The organism is Alteromonas sp. AWM4_230, from assembly GCF_056158305.1.
This window is the reverse complement of sequence record NZ_JBSWTB010000001.1, coordinates 2115994-2133255: the sequence shown is the minus strand read 5'-3', so window position 1 is coordinate 2133255 and position 17262 is coordinate 2115994. Positions and strand designations below refer to the sequence as shown.

Sequence of the window (17262 nt, the reverse complement as noted above, 5' to 3'; positions counted from 1 at the left end):
ATGGCGGGGCTTTTTTGTACTTTTCTTTTTTGGTCTTTTCCTTTTTTGGGGCGTGGTTTCGGGCTCTGGTCTTAGAAAAATTTTTAGCTGTTCAGCGTTTTTGACGGCGACGTATACCATAGCAGCTCAATATAAAAGTTAACGCTCAAAAAATGCATCAACCAAATCGGCCAGTGCCTCCTCTAACTCTTCTTCAAAAGCGTCGATATCAATGCCAAAGCTATCCATATATTTAGCCGCATTGTCACGGGAAAGTACGGCGTTTTTTATCTGAAATTCAAGCTCGGGCAGTGTCTTGTCGTAGCGGGGCTTAATGGTCCATCTCAAGCAATGACCATTGTTGTCCTTTAGCTTTTTTTTGGCAAATACACAAAACTCCTCGACATAGTCTGCACCTTGCGGCCCAAGACACCCCGGTTCTATGCGGTACATCACCAGCAGCTTTTTATATAGCGGAAGTCGCGTTTCCATCACATCTTCAATTAGTTTAAAGACTTGATTATCGGAAAATTTGGAGTATTTTGCCAGCCACGAAGAGGGTGAATACGAGAAATCTCATTTCCACCCTTTATCATTACTCTGCTAGTTCAGGATCTTTTATGAACAGAATATCCATGATAATTGCAGGGTCCCACTCGCGCATCTCTGCTTCGCATTTCAGTCGAATTTCGTCTAACTCACTTATCGTAGCAATCGAGAATGCGTCATCCACTATAATGTGGACTAAAAGATAAACATCCCTACCCCGTTTACTAATTCGCACTTCTACATGTTCGTATGGTACGTCGGCCAATGTCTTTTTGAACTTCTTTTCAATTACTGCGGATATTGCTTCAGGAGGCGCCTTATTAATGACCTCGTTAAGACTTTCGCGCAGGATCTTAAACGGAACCGGCAGCATTACCGTGCCAAGAATAATCAATAAAACGGGGTCAACGTAAGGCGACAGCGTTCTATATTCCGTCAACTCCAGTCCGTAGGCCAAAATAAAAGCGAACAAGATGGATGCACTTAGCACACCGTCTATCATCCAAGTGTGAGAATCCACTTTTACTAAATCGGACAGTAAATGCTTACCTTTTACACGCATGTAAAGAGAGATACTAAAACAGCCAACTGTTGCCACAACACCGTAGACCATACCAATACCATATTCAGCTGCGTGACCACCTGCTAATAAACTCTGAACAGAGCTCGCGACGGCATATACACAAGTGGCAATGATAATAAGCGACTTAAACATGTTTAGCGTAGGCTCAATTGCCGTGTAACCAAAATGAAATCGGTCATCATCAGGGCGTTGAACCAAGTTAGCTACTTTAAGCGTTAGCATTGACATAATAAAAGCGATTAACGAGTACGCGGCATCAAATAAAATAGCGCCTGAACTTGTTAAAATGGCAAAACCAAGTGCAATAACGACAAATGCACCGGCAATGTAAAAAGAAAGCGTTAATAAACGCTTTTCTTCAAGGTGATGGAAGCCAATGTCCATGAGAGTCACATCGAAATTAAGGTGCGCGGATTCTACTCCGTTATTTAAAAAAAAATAGTGCTTTGAACAAAAATATTGCTATTTTTTTAATCAATTCAGTGATACATAGCGCCTATATAATTTCGACTTAACGCAATGCGTTTTGAGCACTCATTTTAAACTATGAAAACCGTTACCCACCCTTCTATAAAAAGTTACTTTGATGCTGATGAAAGCCGACAGGAAGTCGAGCAGGCATTCTCTCGGGGGCTTGCTTATGCGGGCCATTCTCTCATGGTGCCAGAGAAGTTTAGTTATCAAGTGCTTCCTCACTTTAACGACCGTTATGCGTTGTTTAATCAGGGTGAGAATTATGAACTTATATCCAATGTTTGCTTACATCGACAAGCTCAACTTCTTGAAGGGCAAGGTCGAGCACGCAGCATTGTTTGTAAACTCCACTGCTGGAGCTATGACAACACAGGCCAGCTTAAAGGTACCCCCCACTTTAAGGGTGTACCTAATGGTCAGTTGAAAAAGGAATCGCTATCAGTGTGGAACGGTCTTCTATTTCGAGGGCGCTCTCCTAATATGGACTTATCTGCCCTTGGGCTTGAGGATTATATCGACTTTACCGATTACTTTTACGCCGGCTCTGAAACCACGGAATATCAATTTAACTGGAAGACATTCATCGAAATCTATCTAGAGAACTATCACGTGTACTCCATGCATCCTGGGCTTCGCCAGTTTGTTAAACCCGATGATTTAGAGTGGTCGTTTGGCGATGATTTTTCAGTTCAAAAAGTTGGGCTAGGCGACCAGCTTACCAAGCGCACAACACCGCGTTACAGAGAGTTCCAAGACGCATTAATAGAGCGCTACGGGCAAACACTTCCCCGCTATGGTGCGATATGGTGCTTTTTGTACCCGAATATTATGATTGAGTGGTACCCAGATATTATCGTTGTCAGCACGATTTACCCTAAGGGAGCGGCCGCGTGTATAAACCACGTAGAATTTTATTATCCCAAATCACTTTATAAAGATATGCCAGACTACTTTGCCGCGGAAAAAGCGGCCTATATGGAAACAGCTGTAGAAGATGAAGAAGCCTGCCTATTGTTAGAAAAAGGCCGAAGGGCACTTTATTTATCAGGCGAAGAAGAACAAGGCCCCATAGAACCGTTTTTAGAAGCGGGCGTGGCGCATTTTTACGATTGGCTTGCTAAACAGTAGCTACCTTGTTGCTTTAAATAGTGTTATTTCACAAAAAAGGAGTTTTGATGAACAATTACAAAGGGTCTTGTTTGTGCGGGTCGGTAACTTTTAAAATTGAGGGTGATTTTGACAGTTTTTATCTGTGCCACTGCAAACACTGTCAAAAGGATACAGGTTCGGCCTTCGCAGCCAACCTGTTTTCAAGTTCGGCTATATTAACTTGGGCATCGGGTGTTGACGCTGTAGTCAACTTCACGCTCGAGAACACGCGTCACAGAAAAAGTTTCTGTAAAATTTGTGGTTCATCCCTTCCGTGTTCTCAACTCGGTAACGTTTTAGCCGTACCCGCCGGGTGCCTGGATACAAATCTACTGATTAAACCTACTGCACATATCTTCAGTGTAAGCAAAGCTGCGTGGGAAGAAAGCTTAGAAACAATTACAACATTCGAACGTTTACCGTAACAAACATTGGGTGCTCATTCGAAACATAGTGGCTTTATACTAGATAGAAATCGCGGTTTGAATAACGGCAGGTCGATCGTTGCTCACATTCACAACATGCCCCGCTTAATATGTTCCATTTTTGTTAAAAATAACGGGTAACTTTTTCATAAAATTCTATAGTTCTCACAATTCCTCCTGCCTCCACCTGTCCCTTAAAAAAACCAACACATTGATTTAAATAAACTTTATTTGAATGGCATATGCTGTGAATAATCCTTTGTGAATTCTCTCCTCCGTTTTTATGCAGTATGGAGGCCGAAAACCAAGGAGTAAGATATGAAAAAGTTAACTATTGCTACATTGATTAGTGCCGCTCTGTCTGCTGGTGCATTTGCTGGCAACGACATGGAGAAAATCGACACAACGTTCGTCGATTTAGACCACGATGATAACGGCTACATCTCACGAGAAGAAGCTGACGACGATGAGATTTATGCACATTTTTCTAAAATTGATACTAATTCAGACATGCAACTTTCAGCCAAAGAATTCAATGCTCATGTCATGAAACACCCTCAACATTTCGATGATGAAGTGCTTTCCACGGTCAAGTCGATGAAAGAAAGCATGGGGGCAAAAGGTACAATGGAAACGAAGGTTAACGTTGATTCCGATGTAGATGAAGTGGTTGCCGCGACAAAAGATAAAAGGCTCACTCACGAGTTAAGAGCTGAAACTGAGCTTAAAGCTAATGGAAACCTAGAAAAGACAAAGGTCGATAAAGTAGCCAAAGATACTGTTGTGAACGATAAGACTGTGATCGCAGATGAAGCAGTAGTTGCGCGTAGTAAATTCGATATGATGGACGCGAATAACGATGGCGAGCTTACAAAAGCGGAAGCCTCAAGAAGTGGCGTAACACGCAATTTCGACAAAATCGATTTGAATGATGATGAATTGATTACACGCACCGAATTTAAGCGTTATCAGCGCTCATCTAAAGGAAATTTAGACGGTAATTCGGAAGAGTAATGTCTTAACAAGACAAGGGCCGCTCGTGCGGCTCTTTTTATTGTTCAGATACTTTTAATTAGACGTGCTATCGAGCCTGCACGTATCGATTTCCTTCCACACCACTTCATCGAATAAAGGATTTTTTATGTTAGCTTCCACAGGAATTAAAAGTTTACTCGCGTACAGAGCTCTGCGAAAAATGAATGTGCCCGGTGCAGATGGAGCGCACAGTAAAGATAGCCTTATTACGTCTAGCAAGTTAAGTAATGCAACGACGCCACCATCAGTCGTCGCAATAACAGGTTCAGCCTATGCCGTATCTAAGATGACGGACGCTCCAAAAATACAACGCTTCCTTCTAAAATCGACGTTATCAGCCTCAGTGGCTGGTCTACTTAATGCGGGCCTTAAGAGATTGATTGGACGAAAGCGTCCTAGAGCTGAGGCTGGCCCTGAAATAAAAGGCCCGGCATTGAAAGACAAATTTAACTCTATGCCATCAGGACATGCGGCAGCAGTAGCGGCAGTGGCAGGCTCAATACCTCGAACTTCCGGACCTTTACTATTAGCATCAGCCGCAGGCTTAGCTGCTACGGCAGTCATTGGAAAGTCGAGGACTAAGCGCGATGCACATCATTTATCAGATGTTTTGGTGGGAAGCTGTTTAGGCTTTGGCGTTGCCTACGCCGTGTCTAAACTCGAAAAGCCCGTTGAAGCTGAAGTTGAAAACCTGAAGCAAAGCTCTCACCTGCAGAATCGATTTAAACAATACTAATCACGGAAATACGAGTTAAGGCATGTTTCCTCACTTTTTTAGTGAGGGAACACACTTGCATAGGCTTGTTGTTTAATGCTTACAATGGTGCCTAGAAAGTTAAGGATATCATCCATACTTCTGCGAGATGTGATTTGTTATTTTTAGGGAAAAGGTTAGTTGGGCTTTAAATATCCGCATACGCCATTGGCGTATTCTGGTGTTAATGTTATAGTTAACACATGGTAATTATAGAAACCCCCATATTCACCAAGCTCATAAAAGAGTTGATGGATGATGATGAATACAAAGACTTGCAGGAAGCACTTGTCAGCAGGCCAGATAGAGGCTCATTAATTAAAAATAGTGGTGGCCTTAGAAAGGTACGCTGGGCGCTGGAAGGAAGGGGTAAACGTGGTGGTGCTAGAGTTATCTATTATTGGATGACCGACAACGACCAACTTTATATGCTGTTGGCATACCCAAAAAATGTGCAGGATAATTTGACAGATACGCAGCTTAAAGCGCTGAAGAAGATCGTAGAGAGGTGGTCAGAATGAATGGTGACATGTTTGAACAATTGATAGAAAGTGTGTCTCAGGCAGACGATATCATCAAAGGTAAAGCAAAGCCTTCCCGTACAACTGAATTTGCTAAGCCTCAAGTTAAAGCCATTCGTGCAAAAACGGGGTTAACACAAACCCGTTTTGCTGACGTTTTGGGGGTGAGTAAACGCACACTAGAGAATTGGGAACAAGGCCGACGCCACCCAACGGGTCCTGCTCGTGCTTTGCTTAAGATCTTAGATGCTGATCCTAAGCTCGCCTTGGAAGCACTTAATCACTAGATAGCCAATATTAACCGCATGATAGTACGTGCGGCAATGCACTAGGAGCCACGACGAATATCCGCTCCTTGTCTATAGCCGCCTGCCAGATTATGTCAGAATAGCTTAGAACTTATACCGTCAGTTTTCCCTTAGTAATCACACCAATAGACCTTATGTATTACACATTAGATCTATAAGGCATAGATTCAAATTTCCGGTGTAGATTTGATCACTTCCTCGATTTCACTGTTACCACTCAAGCGGGCGAGATCGATAAGATAACCTTTTTCTAGCTTATCTAATGCGTGGCCTTTAAGACGCGCTCTAACCTCTTCCACATCACCATTGGCAATGGAAGTTTTCAGAGCAGCATGATTATTTAACGAGCGGTCTTCGGTTTTCTCACTTGAATCGTTCGCAGGCATAGTTCGTCCTTAATTTTTATTCAGTGGAATATAAAAATCTCATATACCATTTGTAGTTAATCACGACGTTAAACGATCAACGCTTCAAGCCACCCATATTTCAAACTGCCAAGGTGCAAGTTTACAGACAGAATCAGATTCAAAACTTTGCTTCTCGTCACGCTCCCAGTGCGCATACTCACCTTCAAATAATGGTTCTTCAAACGTTACTTCAAGCTGATCGTTCGAGAAATTAATTATGACGAACACTTTTTCATTTTCACTACAACGTACAAAGCTAAAAACCTCACCCATCTTAGAGTTAGGCACCTGAATCATTCTTGCGCCATACTCTCCATTTCCTAACACGGCTTTAGATTTTTTGAGTGCAATAAGCTCGCGATACAAGTTGCCGATTTCATGGTCTTGCCACCGTATAGGATCGCGCTCGAAGAATGCTAAGCGTTTGGTTTCTCCCACTTCTTGCCCGTTGTGAATAAGCGGCATGCCCTCACCTATTACCGATAAAGCAATGCACGCTTCAAGTGCTTCGCCAAACTGTTCACGCTGTGTGCCATCCCAAGCATTTTTGTCATGATTACTAACGAAGGTCATTCTGTAAGCCGAACGAGGCCAGCTTCGTTCGTTCCACGAATAATATTTACGCAACCTATCTAGTGAACACTTTCCGTGAGCGAGTTCATGCAGTGTTTCATTCCAGCTCCATGCATAAGTCATGTTGAACGCATTTTCGTGGAGATCGCGATTCTCCCATTCAGCCAACATAAAGATCGGTCGAATTGCATTCAATGTTTCAACCGCTTGACGCCAGAAGTCGTTAGGTACATAGCCTGCTACGTCACAGCGAAAGCCGTCGATGTTGAACTTTTCAACCCAGTAACACAGTGCATTTATCATGTATTTTCGAAGGCCAATTTGTTCATAATCGAACTCAATGATATCGCTCCAATCCCACCACGGAGATGGACGAAAATCTCCTTTGTAGTCTTTGGCGTACCACTCAGGGTGTTGTTCAACCAGTGGATTATCCCATGCACTGTGATTTGGTACCCAATCTATAATAACTTTCAGCGATAGCCGATGCGCTTCGTCCACCAGCACTTTAAAATCTTCTTCGCTACCGAATTCTGGGTTGATAGCCAAGTAGTCTTTAACGGCATAGGGGCTGCCAAGCTCACCTTTTCTGTTTTTTTCACCGATAGGATGTACAGGCATTAGCCAAATGATATCCGCGCCGAGGGATTTAATATGCGCAAGTCCCTTTCTTACTCCCTCAAAATTACCTTCTTTTGAAAACTGACGGGTATTTACTTGATAAATAACCGCATGAGATGACCATTTTGGCTGAAGCACGTTATAGCGTTTCTGGGGAGTAGGATTGATATCCATATTATCTTTCCTTTTACAGATTAGCGTTTTTAAAGAAGAATTCGCATCACACTCACGACCTTAATCACTAGCATTTGTATAGCGGCGATAGCTACGCTTAAAATATAGGTAAACTTGTGATGCCTAAAATTAGTACCCACATACCGAAAAAAAGTTTTAGACGCTGAACAGAAAATGCCAAAACTACATATTTGGCAATCATTCCACCGATAATTGCACCAGCCCCCGCAAACAAAACGACCTGCCAAACCACCGACGGATTTATAAAAGCGTGATACGGCAACGCTGACCACACAGTAAACGCGGATAAAATAACCGCTACCGCGATAGACATAGTGACATTAAACCCACGAATAATGAGGTAAACCGCCACTAACTCACCCACTCCCACTGAAAGCCAAGCTGTAATAACGCCCCCGACAAAACCAATGAATGGTAAAAACACTAAATCTTTTGTTTGTAAATCCTTAACTAAATGAGTGCGCTTCATTAATGGAACAGACGCGAATATGGCAATGGCTAATAAAATAGAAAACCCACCGAAGGCAATGTGAAGGTTATTGGCACCGCCCCACAATTGCGCTAACAACAATTGGCTTTGCGACGAATATTGCGCAAACCCTATGCCACAAATAGATGAAGGAACGGTTAGCATTAGTGCGCTCGGCAGCCCTTGCCAGTAGCCATCGTGCTGGTGCTGTCTTTTATAATACGCCGCCCAGGTCAATGCCCCCGCAGTCATGCCGCAGCATTGAATAGCAAAGCTGGTTGCCACTACGCTTTGAGGGGAAAACGATAGATAGTTAAAAAACGGAACAAACACCACACCGCCACCGGCGCCTGTAGCATTTGCAAATATAGCACCTATCACACCAAGAACGCTGAAAAGTCCGAACTCTTTAACAAGTTCAATAGATGCAGGCTGCGATAATAAAAGGCTACACCAAGTAAGAAGAAGTAGAACAAAAATTGACTTGCCAGGTTGGCGCTTTAATAAAGAGATCACACACGTCCTTACGACACAACTATGATAATTGTCAGAAAATAAACTTGTTTGATACGTTAACCATTCGCATCAGTACATTTTTCAAACTATTGTTAGCTCATAACGTATAAGCTTTTACTTACACAATTGTTATATACAGTATTTTGTAAAATATGGTTGAAGTATCTACATTTGAGCAGCAGGTGCAACTGCATCTTTCGCCAAACCGCTCAGCAACATGGCGCCAGACTAAATACTTAATCATGGCGTTTGCTTTGTTTATTGGTCTAATCGCTATCGCGTGGTCAATAGCGGGGGCCTGGGTAATTTTGCCGTTTGCAGGATTAGAAGTGGGGTTGCTCGCGCTAGTTATGTACTTGGTGTCTAGAGCCACCTACCGATGGGAAACCATTTTAATTTCGGCTGACCGCATCCTTATATCCTGCTCGAACGGCACTAGCTTATGCTTCCCACGTCCAGATACCTCCTTGCTCTATCAAAAGGACACAAACCTAAAACGTATTTCACGGTTAATTTTACAAACTTCTATGCAGCAGTTTGAGTTAGGCGCTTTTTTAAACTCGGAAGATAAAAAGCTAGTACACGATAATTTGCACAAGGCCGGGATCATGGTGTGCACGAACAAATGGTGGTAAGGCTCGTTGTCTTATTTTGCATCTGACAAACTCTCTTCTGTTCCCTTTTTCTAGGTACTAATGATTGATGATGAGAACCTTCATGACACAAAATTAATGATCATTGTGGCTGTTTTCGACTAATTAGATATAAGACGCAGCCAAAGTTCGCTGCGACCTAACGAGGGCTATTTTATGAATTTATATATTGAATCATTAGAAGGTGGTAACTACCTTGCTGCTACGGGCATGGGTGCATCACGCAGTTTGGTCAGAGACAAAAAGTCGCAACCTAAAACGTTTCACTGCCTGAATGAAATTAGAGAACATTTCGATTCGCAAGCATTTGAGCACGTTTGGCTTCGCCAGAGTACTCCGTATGAAGAAATGGTCGGTCAAACCGATCATCCCGGTGCGCTAGAGCTTGAAATAGAATGGTGAATGCTGACTGTTAGCGAACCCAACTTGGGCTAAAATTAATAGCACGAAGCTAACAATTCATCAAAGGCGCCTACTATTTCATGTACACATGCTCCACTTAGCACATTTTTTGCGTACAACTCATGTAACGTAAATAAAAACGGTATTTTATTGAATTACTAGCGGTAGAAAATGTCTTTTATCGCAAGTAATAAAGTACCTACATGCTAAGGAGAATTGCATGAAGATTAGTAAGTTAGCGATTAAGTCTGTATTTATAGCGGCGGTTTTGGCATTAACTGCTTGCGCTTCTATGGGTGATGGCACTGTTGCTGAAAAGCAACAAGCTATTTTAGACATGCAAGAGAATGCGCTTGCACGTCTCTATACCGAGAAACCAGATACTCGCTCGCAAATAAGGGATGCCGCAGGCTACGCCGTATTCACTAACGCCAACATTAATGTGTTTTTTGTGGCCGCAGGCACCGGCTACGGTGTGGTAAACAATAACGTCACCGGCGCAAAAACCTACATGAACATGGCTGAAGGTGGTGTTGGCTTAGGATTAGGCGCTAAAGATTATCGTATTGTTATGGTCTTCCATACTCAAAAAGCGATTAATCATTTCATTGAAAATGGTTGGACCGTCGGTGGTAACGCAGATGTGGCAGCGAAAGCAGGCAATAAAGGCGCGTCTGCTGAAGGCGAAGGTTACCTTGGTAATGTAACGGTTTACACTATGACTGAAAGCGGTCTTACATTGCAGGCCACGGTAAAAGGCACGAAATTTTGGGTAGATAAAGAACTAAACTAACTCAGCCCTAACTATTCCTAATCAAATTAGCGATTAGTGCTCCAACCCACCGAAGGTCTCTTGAATGCAAGAGGCCTTTTTATTTTTTTCTCTGCACAATATGCTCTCTTCCACTCAAAATATAAAGGCAATTTGGAACAAATAAATAAGCAGTGTTGTGTTACCAACATAGATTCTTTTTCCACCGCTCCTTTATACGAAAGTCTAAATTTAGGGGGAAACCCTCATAACTGAATTGAATACTCGTGACTACGCTTTATTTGTAAAAGGCTCGCTTAGCAGCACGCTAAGCCATTAACGAGGGGTTCATCATGCAACCACAAAACAACAAAGTGATAAGAGCACTAGCAAGAACAATATTAACGAGCGCATTGTTCGCTTCTGCGACGGTAGGCTTTTCAACTAACGCAGCGATCATAGGCAGCAGTTATGGGAATGCCGTTCATGTCGACCTGTCCATTACTAGCAATGTCGGTAATATTGTCACCGCTGTTGCTAACTCAACTATCAACTTAGCTCACACCAGCGGTAGTGCACCTGAAAATTATTCACAGCTCGAAACTATGGTCGGCGCAAGCGCAGACACATCAGGCACATTGGGCGGCTCGATTGACGTTACAGAGTTTGACGGCATAGCATCTACAGCCATTATTGAAGGAGAATCTCAATCGTCTTTAACGAGTTTTGTTTCAGCAAACTTTTTTACCTCAGGCCGCGGAACAATAAACGACCTCAATCTTGATTTATTTTCAGACGTGCTTGGCATCAGTGGCTTTTTAACGTTAAGTGCTGATGTACTTTCAACCGTATCGCAAATTGACGGAAGTGCTACATCCGGTTCGAACGTTCACCTATCTACAGCAGGTACATCTAACATTGCGGAAGTGGAAGTAAGCCTTTGGGGAAATAGCGTAAAGGCTACGACACTTGAAAATCAGTCTCTTTTTACTGGTTTAAATATTGCCGACTTTGGCTTGGGGATATTCGTTAATGAAGTTGAAAAGTCGTGCTCAAACACTTCATGCTCTGAGTCTCGAAATGCAGTAAGAGTATCTTTTGATAATTTTTCTCTGAACGCGTTTTACGATGCACTTTTCCCCGCTGGTGTGCCGTTAAACGGGCCGGTGTTCAATCTAACCAATAATCCCATTGTTAACGGAGAAATCATATTAGCAAGTTCGTTTGCTACCACCTCATCTTCAACTGAAGTAAGTGCCCCCTCTACGTTTGCGATTTTTTTTCTCGCAGTAGGCTTGCTGAGTGCGAGAAGGTTTAACAAGCACCGTACTCTTTGCAAATAGCATCTGGTAATGAACTGGCAAGAGGAGTGAGGCAACCATAAAGCGCCCTCTTCTTCTTGCCTTGATTCAGCCAAGCTATTTACGTTGCTCGTGTTGTTTTTCCTCAATTCTCATCCACTGTGCGCGCGTGCAGTTTTCAAGCAGTTCAAACGCTTCAACAACGACATCTCGACCTTGAACAAAGGCATGTTTTTCATTACTTTCCCGGTTACTTAAAGCTTCAAGCTTTTCTCTTGTTCCGGCACGCCCAGGGTGGTTCGATAAAAAAACATCAATATTTTGGTCTTTTACTAATCGTTTCATCGTCATGGCTGAGTCGGTATAAGACTGAATGCGCGAGACATCAGGGCCGTAGTTGAGCCCAGTACCGCCCCACAACACAGCCCGATGTTTTTCGCTTCCGTCAATTACGGGAAAAACGACCGTTAACGTTCCTGGCGTATGGCCCGGCGTAACATAAAGCGTTAACTCAGTACCGTTAACATTCAATTTTTCACCATCGGCTACCGCCACATCTCGGCTTGGCTTTTTACCCCAACGATAACTGGCAAATTTATCGTTTTCGAGGTAATCCCACTCTACATTACTCATGACTATGCGAGGGCTATATGTTGACTTGATAACTTCAAACCCACCATAGTGATCGCCATGGCCATGAGAAATAATGAGGTGAGATATGGGCTTGTTGCCTAATCCGAGCGCAGAAAGACCATCAATTATGTACTGTTGAGCTTGCTCGTCATTATTCAACGCATCCACCAGAACAATGCTTTCGCCCGTATCTATTGCCCAACTTGCAACGTTGCCTGCCCCTACATAATAGAGGTTATCAAAGACCTGCTGGGGTGGTATTTGACGCCGCCCCTTGCCTTTGCGGTCGGGCTTGCTTCCACTTTCGGCACGCTTAGGTCGTTCTCGTCGTTTTTCATCGAGTTTGAACACATTTCTAGGTGGAGCACTAATATCACAGAGGTTTGCCAAGCCAGGAAAATGCGTAGCGCTCTCTAGGCCCTTTCGGGCATAATCTTGAGCGGTTAGCGAAGAGCTAGCAGTGCAACTAGCGCACACACAAACAGCCCAGGCAATAACCGCTATTTTCAGAACGTCCAATTTAACCCTAGCCACAATCTTCTTCCGTCTTCAACGTACCCAAACTCTTCGTATCGCATTGTTTTATCAAATGCATTGTAGAGCCCCGTTTGCAATTTAATATTGCGCGTAAGCTTGGTGTTGTAACCTATGTCAAACAAACCGACCCCTGGGGATAAAATAGAACGTGAAGATACTGACGTTAGCGCCGTTTCTTCCCCTCTTACTGTCCACCTTGACCAGATTTCGCTTTCTTGAGATAGGCGATATGTGGTGTTTAGCGTGAACAAATGCTTAGGCTGTTGAACCAAAGGTAGGCCTTCATTTGAACCTGTCTTTTGTTCAGAACGCGTGTAGCTGTATGCACCGTTAAATGACCAGTTTCCAACGTTATACTTTGCAGCGAATTCTGCACCGTAAGATTCAGCTTCATCGATATTGATATTGTAGCGGTCCGTTTCATCCAAACAGACTGATAGTTCACATGATGCGATGGCAATTTTATCATCGAAGTCGTTATGGAACACCGTAATACTGTACTCCAAGCCAGCATCACCGGAATAGTAAAGCGCGAGCTCTTTGTTTAACGTAGTTTCAGGTGACAAGTCCGGATTACCGTAAACATCTCCCCCTCGGCTTTCTTGAATCCAACCATCAGCCATTTCTCGAAGCTCAGGTGTACGATAGCCGGTAGAGACACCTCCTTTCACTACCCAATTATCATTGAGGTTGTACACCGCATACGCACGAGGGCTAACTTGGGAACTAAACTGTTCGTTGTCATCAAGACGAATACCTAGCGTAAAGGCCAACCTATCGTTAACACGCCATTCATCTTCGCCATATAAAGACCATTGACTGTTTTCAATATTGGTCGCCTCGCCGCCGTTTGTATCAAAATCATCCAGCGACTCTTCAAGAAACTCTGTGCCAACCGTAAGCATGTGGCTATCGCTTGCAGCCCAAGACCATTGAGAATTAAAGACCAGATTATCAATAGTGATATCTCGCCCTACGTTTTCAACCGACTCTTGCTGAATGTAACTTCGAGCAGTCACATCATCATACTTCCCTTCGTGAGTCAGCGCATATGAATGTCTCTCGCTTTCAGTCTCTGATAAGGAATTTCTTTCTGGCAAAGACTTACCAGGTGTGGATATACGTGTCTGATCTTGGAAGATGTACTCAAACGTGAGTGTATCTGTAGTATTTGGTGTTAAGTGAAACGCTGTACGAATGTTGCTTAGATCTTTTTCTGCGTAGCCTCGTTCAATATCGTCCTCTTCTCGCTTTTGATAAAGACCGCTGGCTGTAATGCTCAACAAATTCTCGATTAACGGCCCAGAAAATGCCAGTTGAACTTGACTATCTGAGCCACTGTCTGAATTTTCTTGAATTTTTGTTTCTGCGCGAAGGTTACCACTCCATTTTCTGAAGTTTTTTCGCGTAATGATATTGATCACCCCACCCATTGCGTCTGAACCATATAAGGTAGACATAGGCCCGCGCACAATTTCAATACGTTCTATGCTGTCCAAAGGCGGCAACCAATCTTGTTCATACCCGCCGCTGCCATTTGGCTGGGACTCTCTACCTGTTTGTTTTTTACCATCAACAAGTATAGATGTATATTGTGCAGGTAGGCCTCGAACGCTGATATCTTGGCGGTACCCGCCCCCCGTTACAGTAACCCCCGGCACGTCTCGAAGTGCGTCTGTGATGTCTTTGTACGCTCGCTGCGCCAGTTGTTTTCTATCGATGACGCTTACTGACGCGGGTGCTTGAGACAAAAGTTGCTCGAAGCCAGAAGCTGTAACAGTGATGCTCTCCATATCATCTTGTTCGTTAGATTGAGCAAGAACATTCTGAGAGAACAGTGAATACAGTGAAATTGCCAGTAAAGTGGGAGTAAAACGCATACTTAATCGATTAATATAAAAAGAATAAGCTGATGATAATCATTATCATTAATATGTAAAGTTGAATTTCATTTTTATCGTCACGCTTAGGTATTTTTACAGAAAGCAAACGCTCCAAATAAAAACAATACTTTGCATCCACAATCGTATTTGGGCATATTTTAGTCAATCAGTTTATTCAATAACCGTTTCAACATAGGGATCGCGTATGATTGTCGTGGTATTTAATCAAAAAGGTGGGGTGGGAAAATCAACGATTAGTACCAATTTAGCCGCACAAAGCGCGAAATTGGGTCACAAAACGTTATTAGTGGATCTGGATGCCCAAGGTAACAGTACTCACTACACGGGGTTTAACCCCAACGAGAAAAGCCTTTCGGTTGCTGATATGTTCAAACAAGTGGTGGGAATATTTAGAACGGCTAAAAAACCTGCTGAGTTTGTTCATCCAACCCCTTTTGAAAACCTTTACGTCATGCCGTCTTCACCAGCCTTAGCTGATGTAGAGCGAGAACTCGAATCTCGATACAAAATTTTTAAGCTTAAAGATGCACTGAAGGAGTTAAATGGGGAATTCGACCATATTTTTATTGATACACCACCAAATTTTAATTTCTATTCAAAAGCGGCACTTATTGCTGCAGATGGTTTCTGTGTTCCTTTTGATTGTGATGACTTTTCCGCACAAGCTATCGACCACTTACTCGACAATGCAACAGAACTTAAAGAGGACCATAACCCAGAACTTAAGCTATTGGGCATTGTAGTTAATCAATTTAATAGTCAGGCAAAACTGCCTACAGAACTAGTACAATCACTCAAGCAACAAGGGTTGCCAGTGTTAGAAAGCTATATAAGTGCTACGGTGAAGGTGAAAGAGTCTCATTCTAAGCGTGTGCCGCTGCCCTTCTATCTACCAAAGCACAAGGTCACCGGTCAAATAGAAGCATTATTTGAAGCGCTAAACGCAGAGAAAAAGTAATCACTAGAATAATCTAAACATCAATATCAATGTGCTTAAGCCCACCGCCGCTATTGCTTCGCTCTTTGTCTTTCGTGTTCTCTACTGACGCATCAACCACTTCGGTGCGTTTTATGTCTTGATAGTTGTCGCGCTCGTCTTCACTAAGATGCTCAGACTTCTTTGTCTTCTGCACTTTTTTCACCCGCTCATCAGGTTCAATCGGCACTTTGGTGTTACGAGGCAAAATGGGAAACAGTAAATCGTTGCTCATACGCCCTCCTAAAATGTGTAAAGGTTTATATAATTTATCGGCCGAATGGTGCTTAAAATTATGGTTCACAACTAATTCATAACGAATAGTTTTATTATATGTATATTAATTTAGAGTTAATGTAGGAAAAGAGTTCACTTTTGCCTTGCAAATCGATGCTCAAACCGCTAATGTTTCAGCCGTTCGAAATTAGGAATTAGATTCACCAAAATGATTAACTGCGCGGCGAAACATCACCATCACCACAAAGCATAACCTTTCAGGTTCGTGCTGGAAGGTCTATATTTCCTTCCAACGGCGCAGATAGAAAAATTCTCGACCCTCGGAAGGAAACTTCCGGGGGTTTTTCGTTTTAGGCGCAATCAAAAGTTAAAACACAACGTGTAAGGAACGTTTCAATGAGTAACAGCAACAGACTTCGAATTGCCGTACAAAAATCAGGTCGCTTGAGTGATGACAGCATCGCACTTCTTAAAGCTATCGGCATTAAATTGAACATTCGTGATCGCCTGCTGATTGCGCACTCAACGAACGAGCCAATTGATTTACTTCGCGTACGTGACGACGATATTCCAGGCCTAGTGATGGACGGCGTTTGCGACCTTGGTTTCATTGGCGAGAACGAGCTAGAAGAAAAAATGCTTGAACGCAAAGCAGCAGGTAAGCCGTTTGAGTATGAAGTATTGCGTCGTCTAGACTACGGCGGCTGTCGCTTATCAATTGCCGTACCTAATGAGATGGATTACGACGGTATTAAGTCTTTAGAAGGCAAAAAAGTAGCAACCACTTACCCTTACCTTCTTGAGCGCTACTTCAAAGACCAGGGTATTAACGCGAAAGCCGTAATGCTACAAGGCTCAGTAGAAGTAGCACCTCGCGCTGGTGTCGCTGACGCTATTTGTGACCTGGTATCAACAGGCGCAACCCTTGAAGCAAATGGCCTTGTAGAAAAAGATGTCATCTTCCGCAGTAAAGCAGTACTTATCAAACGTACTGACAGCGAACTTAGTGACGAAAAAGTTACACTGGTTAACCGCCTAATGCCTCGTGTCGATGGTGTACTGCTAGCAAAAGAAAGCAAGTACATCATGCTACACGCGCCTAAAGCTTACCTAGAACAGGTTAAGAGCCTACTTCCAGGTGCTGAAAACCCAACGGTGCTTCCACTTGCTGGAAATGAAGAGCAAGTTGCTATCCACGTAGTTTCTACAGAAACCTTGTTCTGGGAAACCATGGAAAAGCTTAAAGCCCTTGGTTGTAGCTCTATTCTTGTAATGCCAATCGAAAAAATGATGGGCTAAAAGGCAGACAA

At 43.1% G+C, this 17262-nt stretch carries 20 protein-coding genes and 1 other annotated feature; of the genes, 12 read left to right on the top strand and 8 right to left on the bottom strand.

Going from position 1 to position 17262, the window contains the following annotated elements; translation table 11 throughout:
* Window positions 1-138: 138 nt before the first annotated feature.
* Both ACXACS_RS09085 and ACXACS_RS09080 read right to left on the bottom strand, forming a co-directional pair.
* The gene (locus ACXACS_RS09085; protein WP_474805923.1) at window positions 139-471 is read right to left on the bottom strand and encodes a hypothetical protein; all 333 of its coding nucleotides are present in this window, start codon (window positions 469-471) and stop codon (window positions 139-141) included.
* Between the two features lie 103 nt (window positions 472-574).
* Window positions 575-1495: a cation diffusion facilitator family transporter gene (locus ACXACS_RS09080; RefSeq protein ID WP_474805922.1), complete on the bottom strand. Its 921-nt coding sequence runs from the start codon at window positions 1493-1495 to the stop codon at window positions 575-577.
* 162 nt (window positions 1496-1657) lie between these two features.
* On the opposite strand from ACXACS_RS09080, the gene ACXACS_RS09075 reads away from it, so the two are divergent.
* The 6 genes from ACXACS_RS09075 to nadS all read left to right on the top strand — a co-directional run bounded on the left by ACXACS_RS09075 (window position 1658) and on the right by nadS (window position 5756).
* Window positions 1658-2713: an aromatic ring-hydroxylating oxygenase subunit alpha gene (locus ACXACS_RS09075; protein WP_474805920.1), complete on the top strand. Its 1056-nt coding sequence runs from the start codon at window positions 1658-1660 to the stop codon at window positions 2711-2713.
* A 47-nt stretch (window positions 2714-2760) separates the two neighbouring features.
* The gene (locus ACXACS_RS09070; protein ID WP_474805919.1) at window positions 2761-3159 is read left to right on the top strand and encodes a GFA family protein; all 399 of its coding nucleotides are present in this window, start codon (window positions 2761-2763) and stop codon (window positions 3157-3159) included.
* A gap of 318 nt (window positions 3160-3477) precedes the next feature.
* Window positions 3478-4173 (top strand): EF-hand domain-containing protein, encoded by a 696-nt coding sequence (locus ACXACS_RS09065; protein ID WP_474805917.1) that lies wholly within the window; start codon window positions 3478-3480, stop codon window positions 4171-4173.
* A gap of 127 nt (window positions 4174-4300) precedes the next feature.
* Window positions 4301-4930: a phosphatase PAP2 family protein gene (locus ACXACS_RS09060; RefSeq protein ID WP_474805915.1), complete on the top strand. Its 630-nt coding sequence runs from the start codon at window positions 4301-4303 to the stop codon at window positions 4928-4930.
* Between the two features lie 269 nt (window positions 4931-5199).
* A complete protein-coding gene (locus tag ACXACS_RS09055; protein WP_474805913.1) occupies window positions 5200-5469 on the top strand; it encodes a type II toxin-antitoxin system RelE/ParE family toxin in 270 nt (89 codons plus the stop codon).
* A complete protein-coding gene (gene nadS, locus ACXACS_RS09050) occupies window positions 5466-5756 on the top strand; it encodes a NadS family protein (RefSeq protein ID WP_474805911.1) in 291 nt (96 codons plus the stop codon). Before ACXACS_RS09055 ends, nadS begins: the two co-directional genes overlap by 4 nt.
* 188 nt (window positions 5757-5944) lie before the next feature.
* On the opposite strand, the gene ACXACS_RS09045 is transcribed toward nadS, so the two are convergent.
* The 3 genes from ACXACS_RS09045 to ACXACS_RS09035 form a co-directional block, all read right to left on the bottom strand.
* Window positions 5945-6163 (bottom strand): hypothetical protein, encoded by a 219-nt coding sequence (locus tag ACXACS_RS09045; protein WP_474805909.1) that lies wholly within the window; start codon window positions 6161-6163, stop codon window positions 5945-5947.
* 84 nt (window positions 6164-6247) lie between these two features.
* On the bottom strand, window positions 6248-7552 hold the full coding sequence (locus ACXACS_RS09040) for an alpha-amylase family glycosyl hydrolase (RefSeq protein WP_474805908.1): 1305 nt from the start codon (window positions 7550-7552) through the stop codon (window positions 6248-6250).
* Window positions 7553-7649: 97 nt separating this feature from the next.
* On the bottom strand, window positions 7650-8558 hold the full coding sequence (locus ACXACS_RS09035; protein WP_474805906.1) for a sulfite exporter TauE/SafE family protein: 909 nt from the start codon (window positions 8556-8558) through the stop codon (window positions 7650-7652).
* A gap of 152 nt (window positions 8559-8710) precedes the next feature.
* Between ACXACS_RS09035 and ACXACS_RS09030 the strand changes: the two genes are divergently transcribed.
* The 4 genes from ACXACS_RS09030 to ACXACS_RS09015 all read left to right on the top strand — a co-directional run bounded on the left by ACXACS_RS09030 (window position 8711) and on the right by ACXACS_RS09015 (window position 11707).
* On the top strand, window positions 8711-9193 hold the full coding sequence (locus tag ACXACS_RS09030; RefSeq protein ID WP_474805904.1) for a DUF2244 domain-containing protein: 483 nt from the start codon (window positions 8711-8713) through the stop codon (window positions 9191-9193).
* Window positions 9194-9343: 150 nt separating this feature from the next.
* Entirely contained in the window at window positions 9344-9613 is a 270-nt protein-coding gene (locus tag ACXACS_RS09025) for a DUF6482 family protein (protein ID WP_474809236.1), read from the top strand.
* A 220-nt stretch (window positions 9614-9833) separates the two neighbouring features.
* A complete protein-coding gene (locus tag ACXACS_RS09020; protein ID WP_474805903.1) occupies window positions 9834-10406 on the top strand; it encodes a lipid-binding SYLF domain-containing protein in 573 nt (190 codons plus the stop codon).
* 311 nt (window positions 10407-10717) lie between these two features.
* Window positions 10718-11707: a hypothetical protein gene (locus ACXACS_RS09015; protein WP_474805901.1), complete on the top strand. Its 990-nt coding sequence runs from the start codon at window positions 10718-10720 to the stop codon at window positions 11705-11707.
* 75 nt (window positions 11708-11782) lie between these two features.
* On the opposite strand, the gene ACXACS_RS09010 is transcribed toward ACXACS_RS09015, so the two are convergent.
* On the bottom strand, window positions 11783-12832 hold the full coding sequence (locus ACXACS_RS09010) for an MBL fold metallo-hydrolase (RefSeq protein WP_474805900.1): 1050 nt from the start codon (window positions 12830-12832) through the stop codon (window positions 11783-11785).
* Window positions 12805-14715: a TonB-dependent receptor domain-containing protein gene (locus tag ACXACS_RS09005; protein WP_474805898.1), complete on the bottom strand. Its 1911-nt coding sequence runs from the start codon at window positions 14713-14715 to the stop codon at window positions 12805-12807. Before ACXACS_RS09005 ends, ACXACS_RS09010 begins: the two co-directional genes overlap by 28 nt.
* A gap of 208 nt (window positions 14716-14923) precedes the next feature.
* Between ACXACS_RS09005 and ACXACS_RS09000 the strand changes: the two genes are divergently transcribed.
* Complete coding sequence (locus ACXACS_RS09000; protein ID WP_474805897.1) at window positions 14924-15697, top strand: ParA family protein; 774 nt, start codon at window positions 14924-14926, stop codon at window positions 15695-15697.
* 13 nt (window positions 15698-15710) lie between these two features.
* On the opposite strand, the gene ACXACS_RS08995 is transcribed toward ACXACS_RS09000, so the two are convergent.
* Entirely contained in the window at window positions 15711-15950 is a 240-nt protein-coding gene (locus tag ACXACS_RS08995) for a hypothetical protein (protein ID WP_474805895.1), read from the bottom strand.
* Between the two features lie 230 nt (window positions 15951-16180).
* Window positions 16181-16298 (top strand) — a sequence feature (His leader region).
* Between the two features lie 50 nt (window positions 16299-16348).
* Between ACXACS_RS08995 and hisG the strand changes: the two genes are divergently transcribed.
* Window positions 16349-17251 carry an ATP phosphoribosyltransferase gene (gene hisG, locus ACXACS_RS08990; RefSeq protein WP_179983939.1) on the top strand — a complete coding sequence of 301 codons (903 nt, stop codon included), beginning with the start codon at window positions 16349-16351 and terminating at the stop codon, window positions 17249-17251.
* Window positions 17252-17262 lie beyond the last annotated feature (11 nt).

Bases quoted from the DNA above. Each gene is read 5' to 3' on its own strand.
- ACXACS_RS09045 (WP_474805909.1), bottom strand. From the start codon at position 6,163: ATGCCTGCGAACGATTCAAGTGAGAAAACCGAAGACCGCTCGTTAAAT.
- ACXACS_RS09005 (WP_474805898.1), bottom strand. From the start codon at position 14,715: ATGCGTTTTACTCCCACTTTACTGGCAATTTCACTGTATTCACTGTTC.
- ACXACS_RS09000 (WP_474805897.1), top strand. From the start codon at position 14,924: ATGATTGTCGTGGTATTTAATCAAAAAGGTGGGGTGGGAAAATCAACG.
- ACXACS_RS09015 (WP_474805901.1), top strand. From the start codon at position 10,718: ATGCAACCACAAAACAACAAAGTGATAAGAGCACTAGCAAGAACAATA.
- ACXACS_RS09075 (WP_474805920.1), top strand. From the start codon at position 1,658: ATGAAAACCGTTACCCACCCTTCTATAAAAAGTTACTTTGATGCTGAT.
- ACXACS_RS09065 (WP_474805917.1), top strand. From the start codon at position 3,478: ATGAAAAAGTTAACTATTGCTACATTGATTAGTGCCGCTCTGTCTGCT.
- nadS (WP_474805911.1), top strand. From the start codon at position 5,466: ATGAATGGTGACATGTTTGAACAATTGATAGAAAGTGTGTCTCAGGCA.
- ACXACS_RS09070 (WP_474805919.1), top strand. From the start codon at position 2,761: ATGAACAATTACAAAGGGTCTTGTTTGTGCGGGTCGGTAACTTTTAAA.
- ACXACS_RS09055 (WP_474805913.1), top strand. From the start codon at position 5,200: ATGGATGATGATGAATACAAAGACTTGCAGGAAGCACTTGTCAGCAGG.
- ACXACS_RS09080 (WP_474805922.1), bottom strand. From the start codon at position 1,495: ATGGACATTGGCTTCCATCACCTTGAAGAAAAGCGTTTATTAACGCTT.
- ACXACS_RS09030 (WP_474805904.1), top strand. From the start codon at position 8,711: ATGGTTGAAGTATCTACATTTGAGCAGCAGGTGCAACTGCATCTTTCG.
- ACXACS_RS09020 (WP_474805903.1), top strand. From the start codon at position 9,834: ATGAAGATTAGTAAGTTAGCGATTAAGTCTGTATTTATAGCGGCGGTT.
- ACXACS_RS09085 (WP_474805923.1), bottom strand. From the start codon at position 471: ATGGAAACGCGACTTCCGCTATATAAAAAGCTGCTGGTGATGTACCGC.
- ACXACS_RS08995 (WP_474805895.1), bottom strand. From the start codon at position 15,950: ATGAGCAACGATTTACTGTTTCCCATTTTGCCTCGTAACACCAAAGTG.
- ACXACS_RS09040 (WP_474805908.1), bottom strand. From the start codon at position 7,552: ATGGATATCAATCCTACTCCCCAGAAACGCTATAACGTGCTTCAGCCA.
- ACXACS_RS09060 (WP_474805915.1), top strand. From the start codon at position 4,301: ATGTTAGCTTCCACAGGAATTAAAAGTTTACTCGCGTACAGAGCTCTG.
- hisG (WP_179983939.1), top strand. From the start codon at position 16,349: ATGAGTAACAGCAACAGACTTCGAATTGCCGTACAAAAATCAGGTCGC.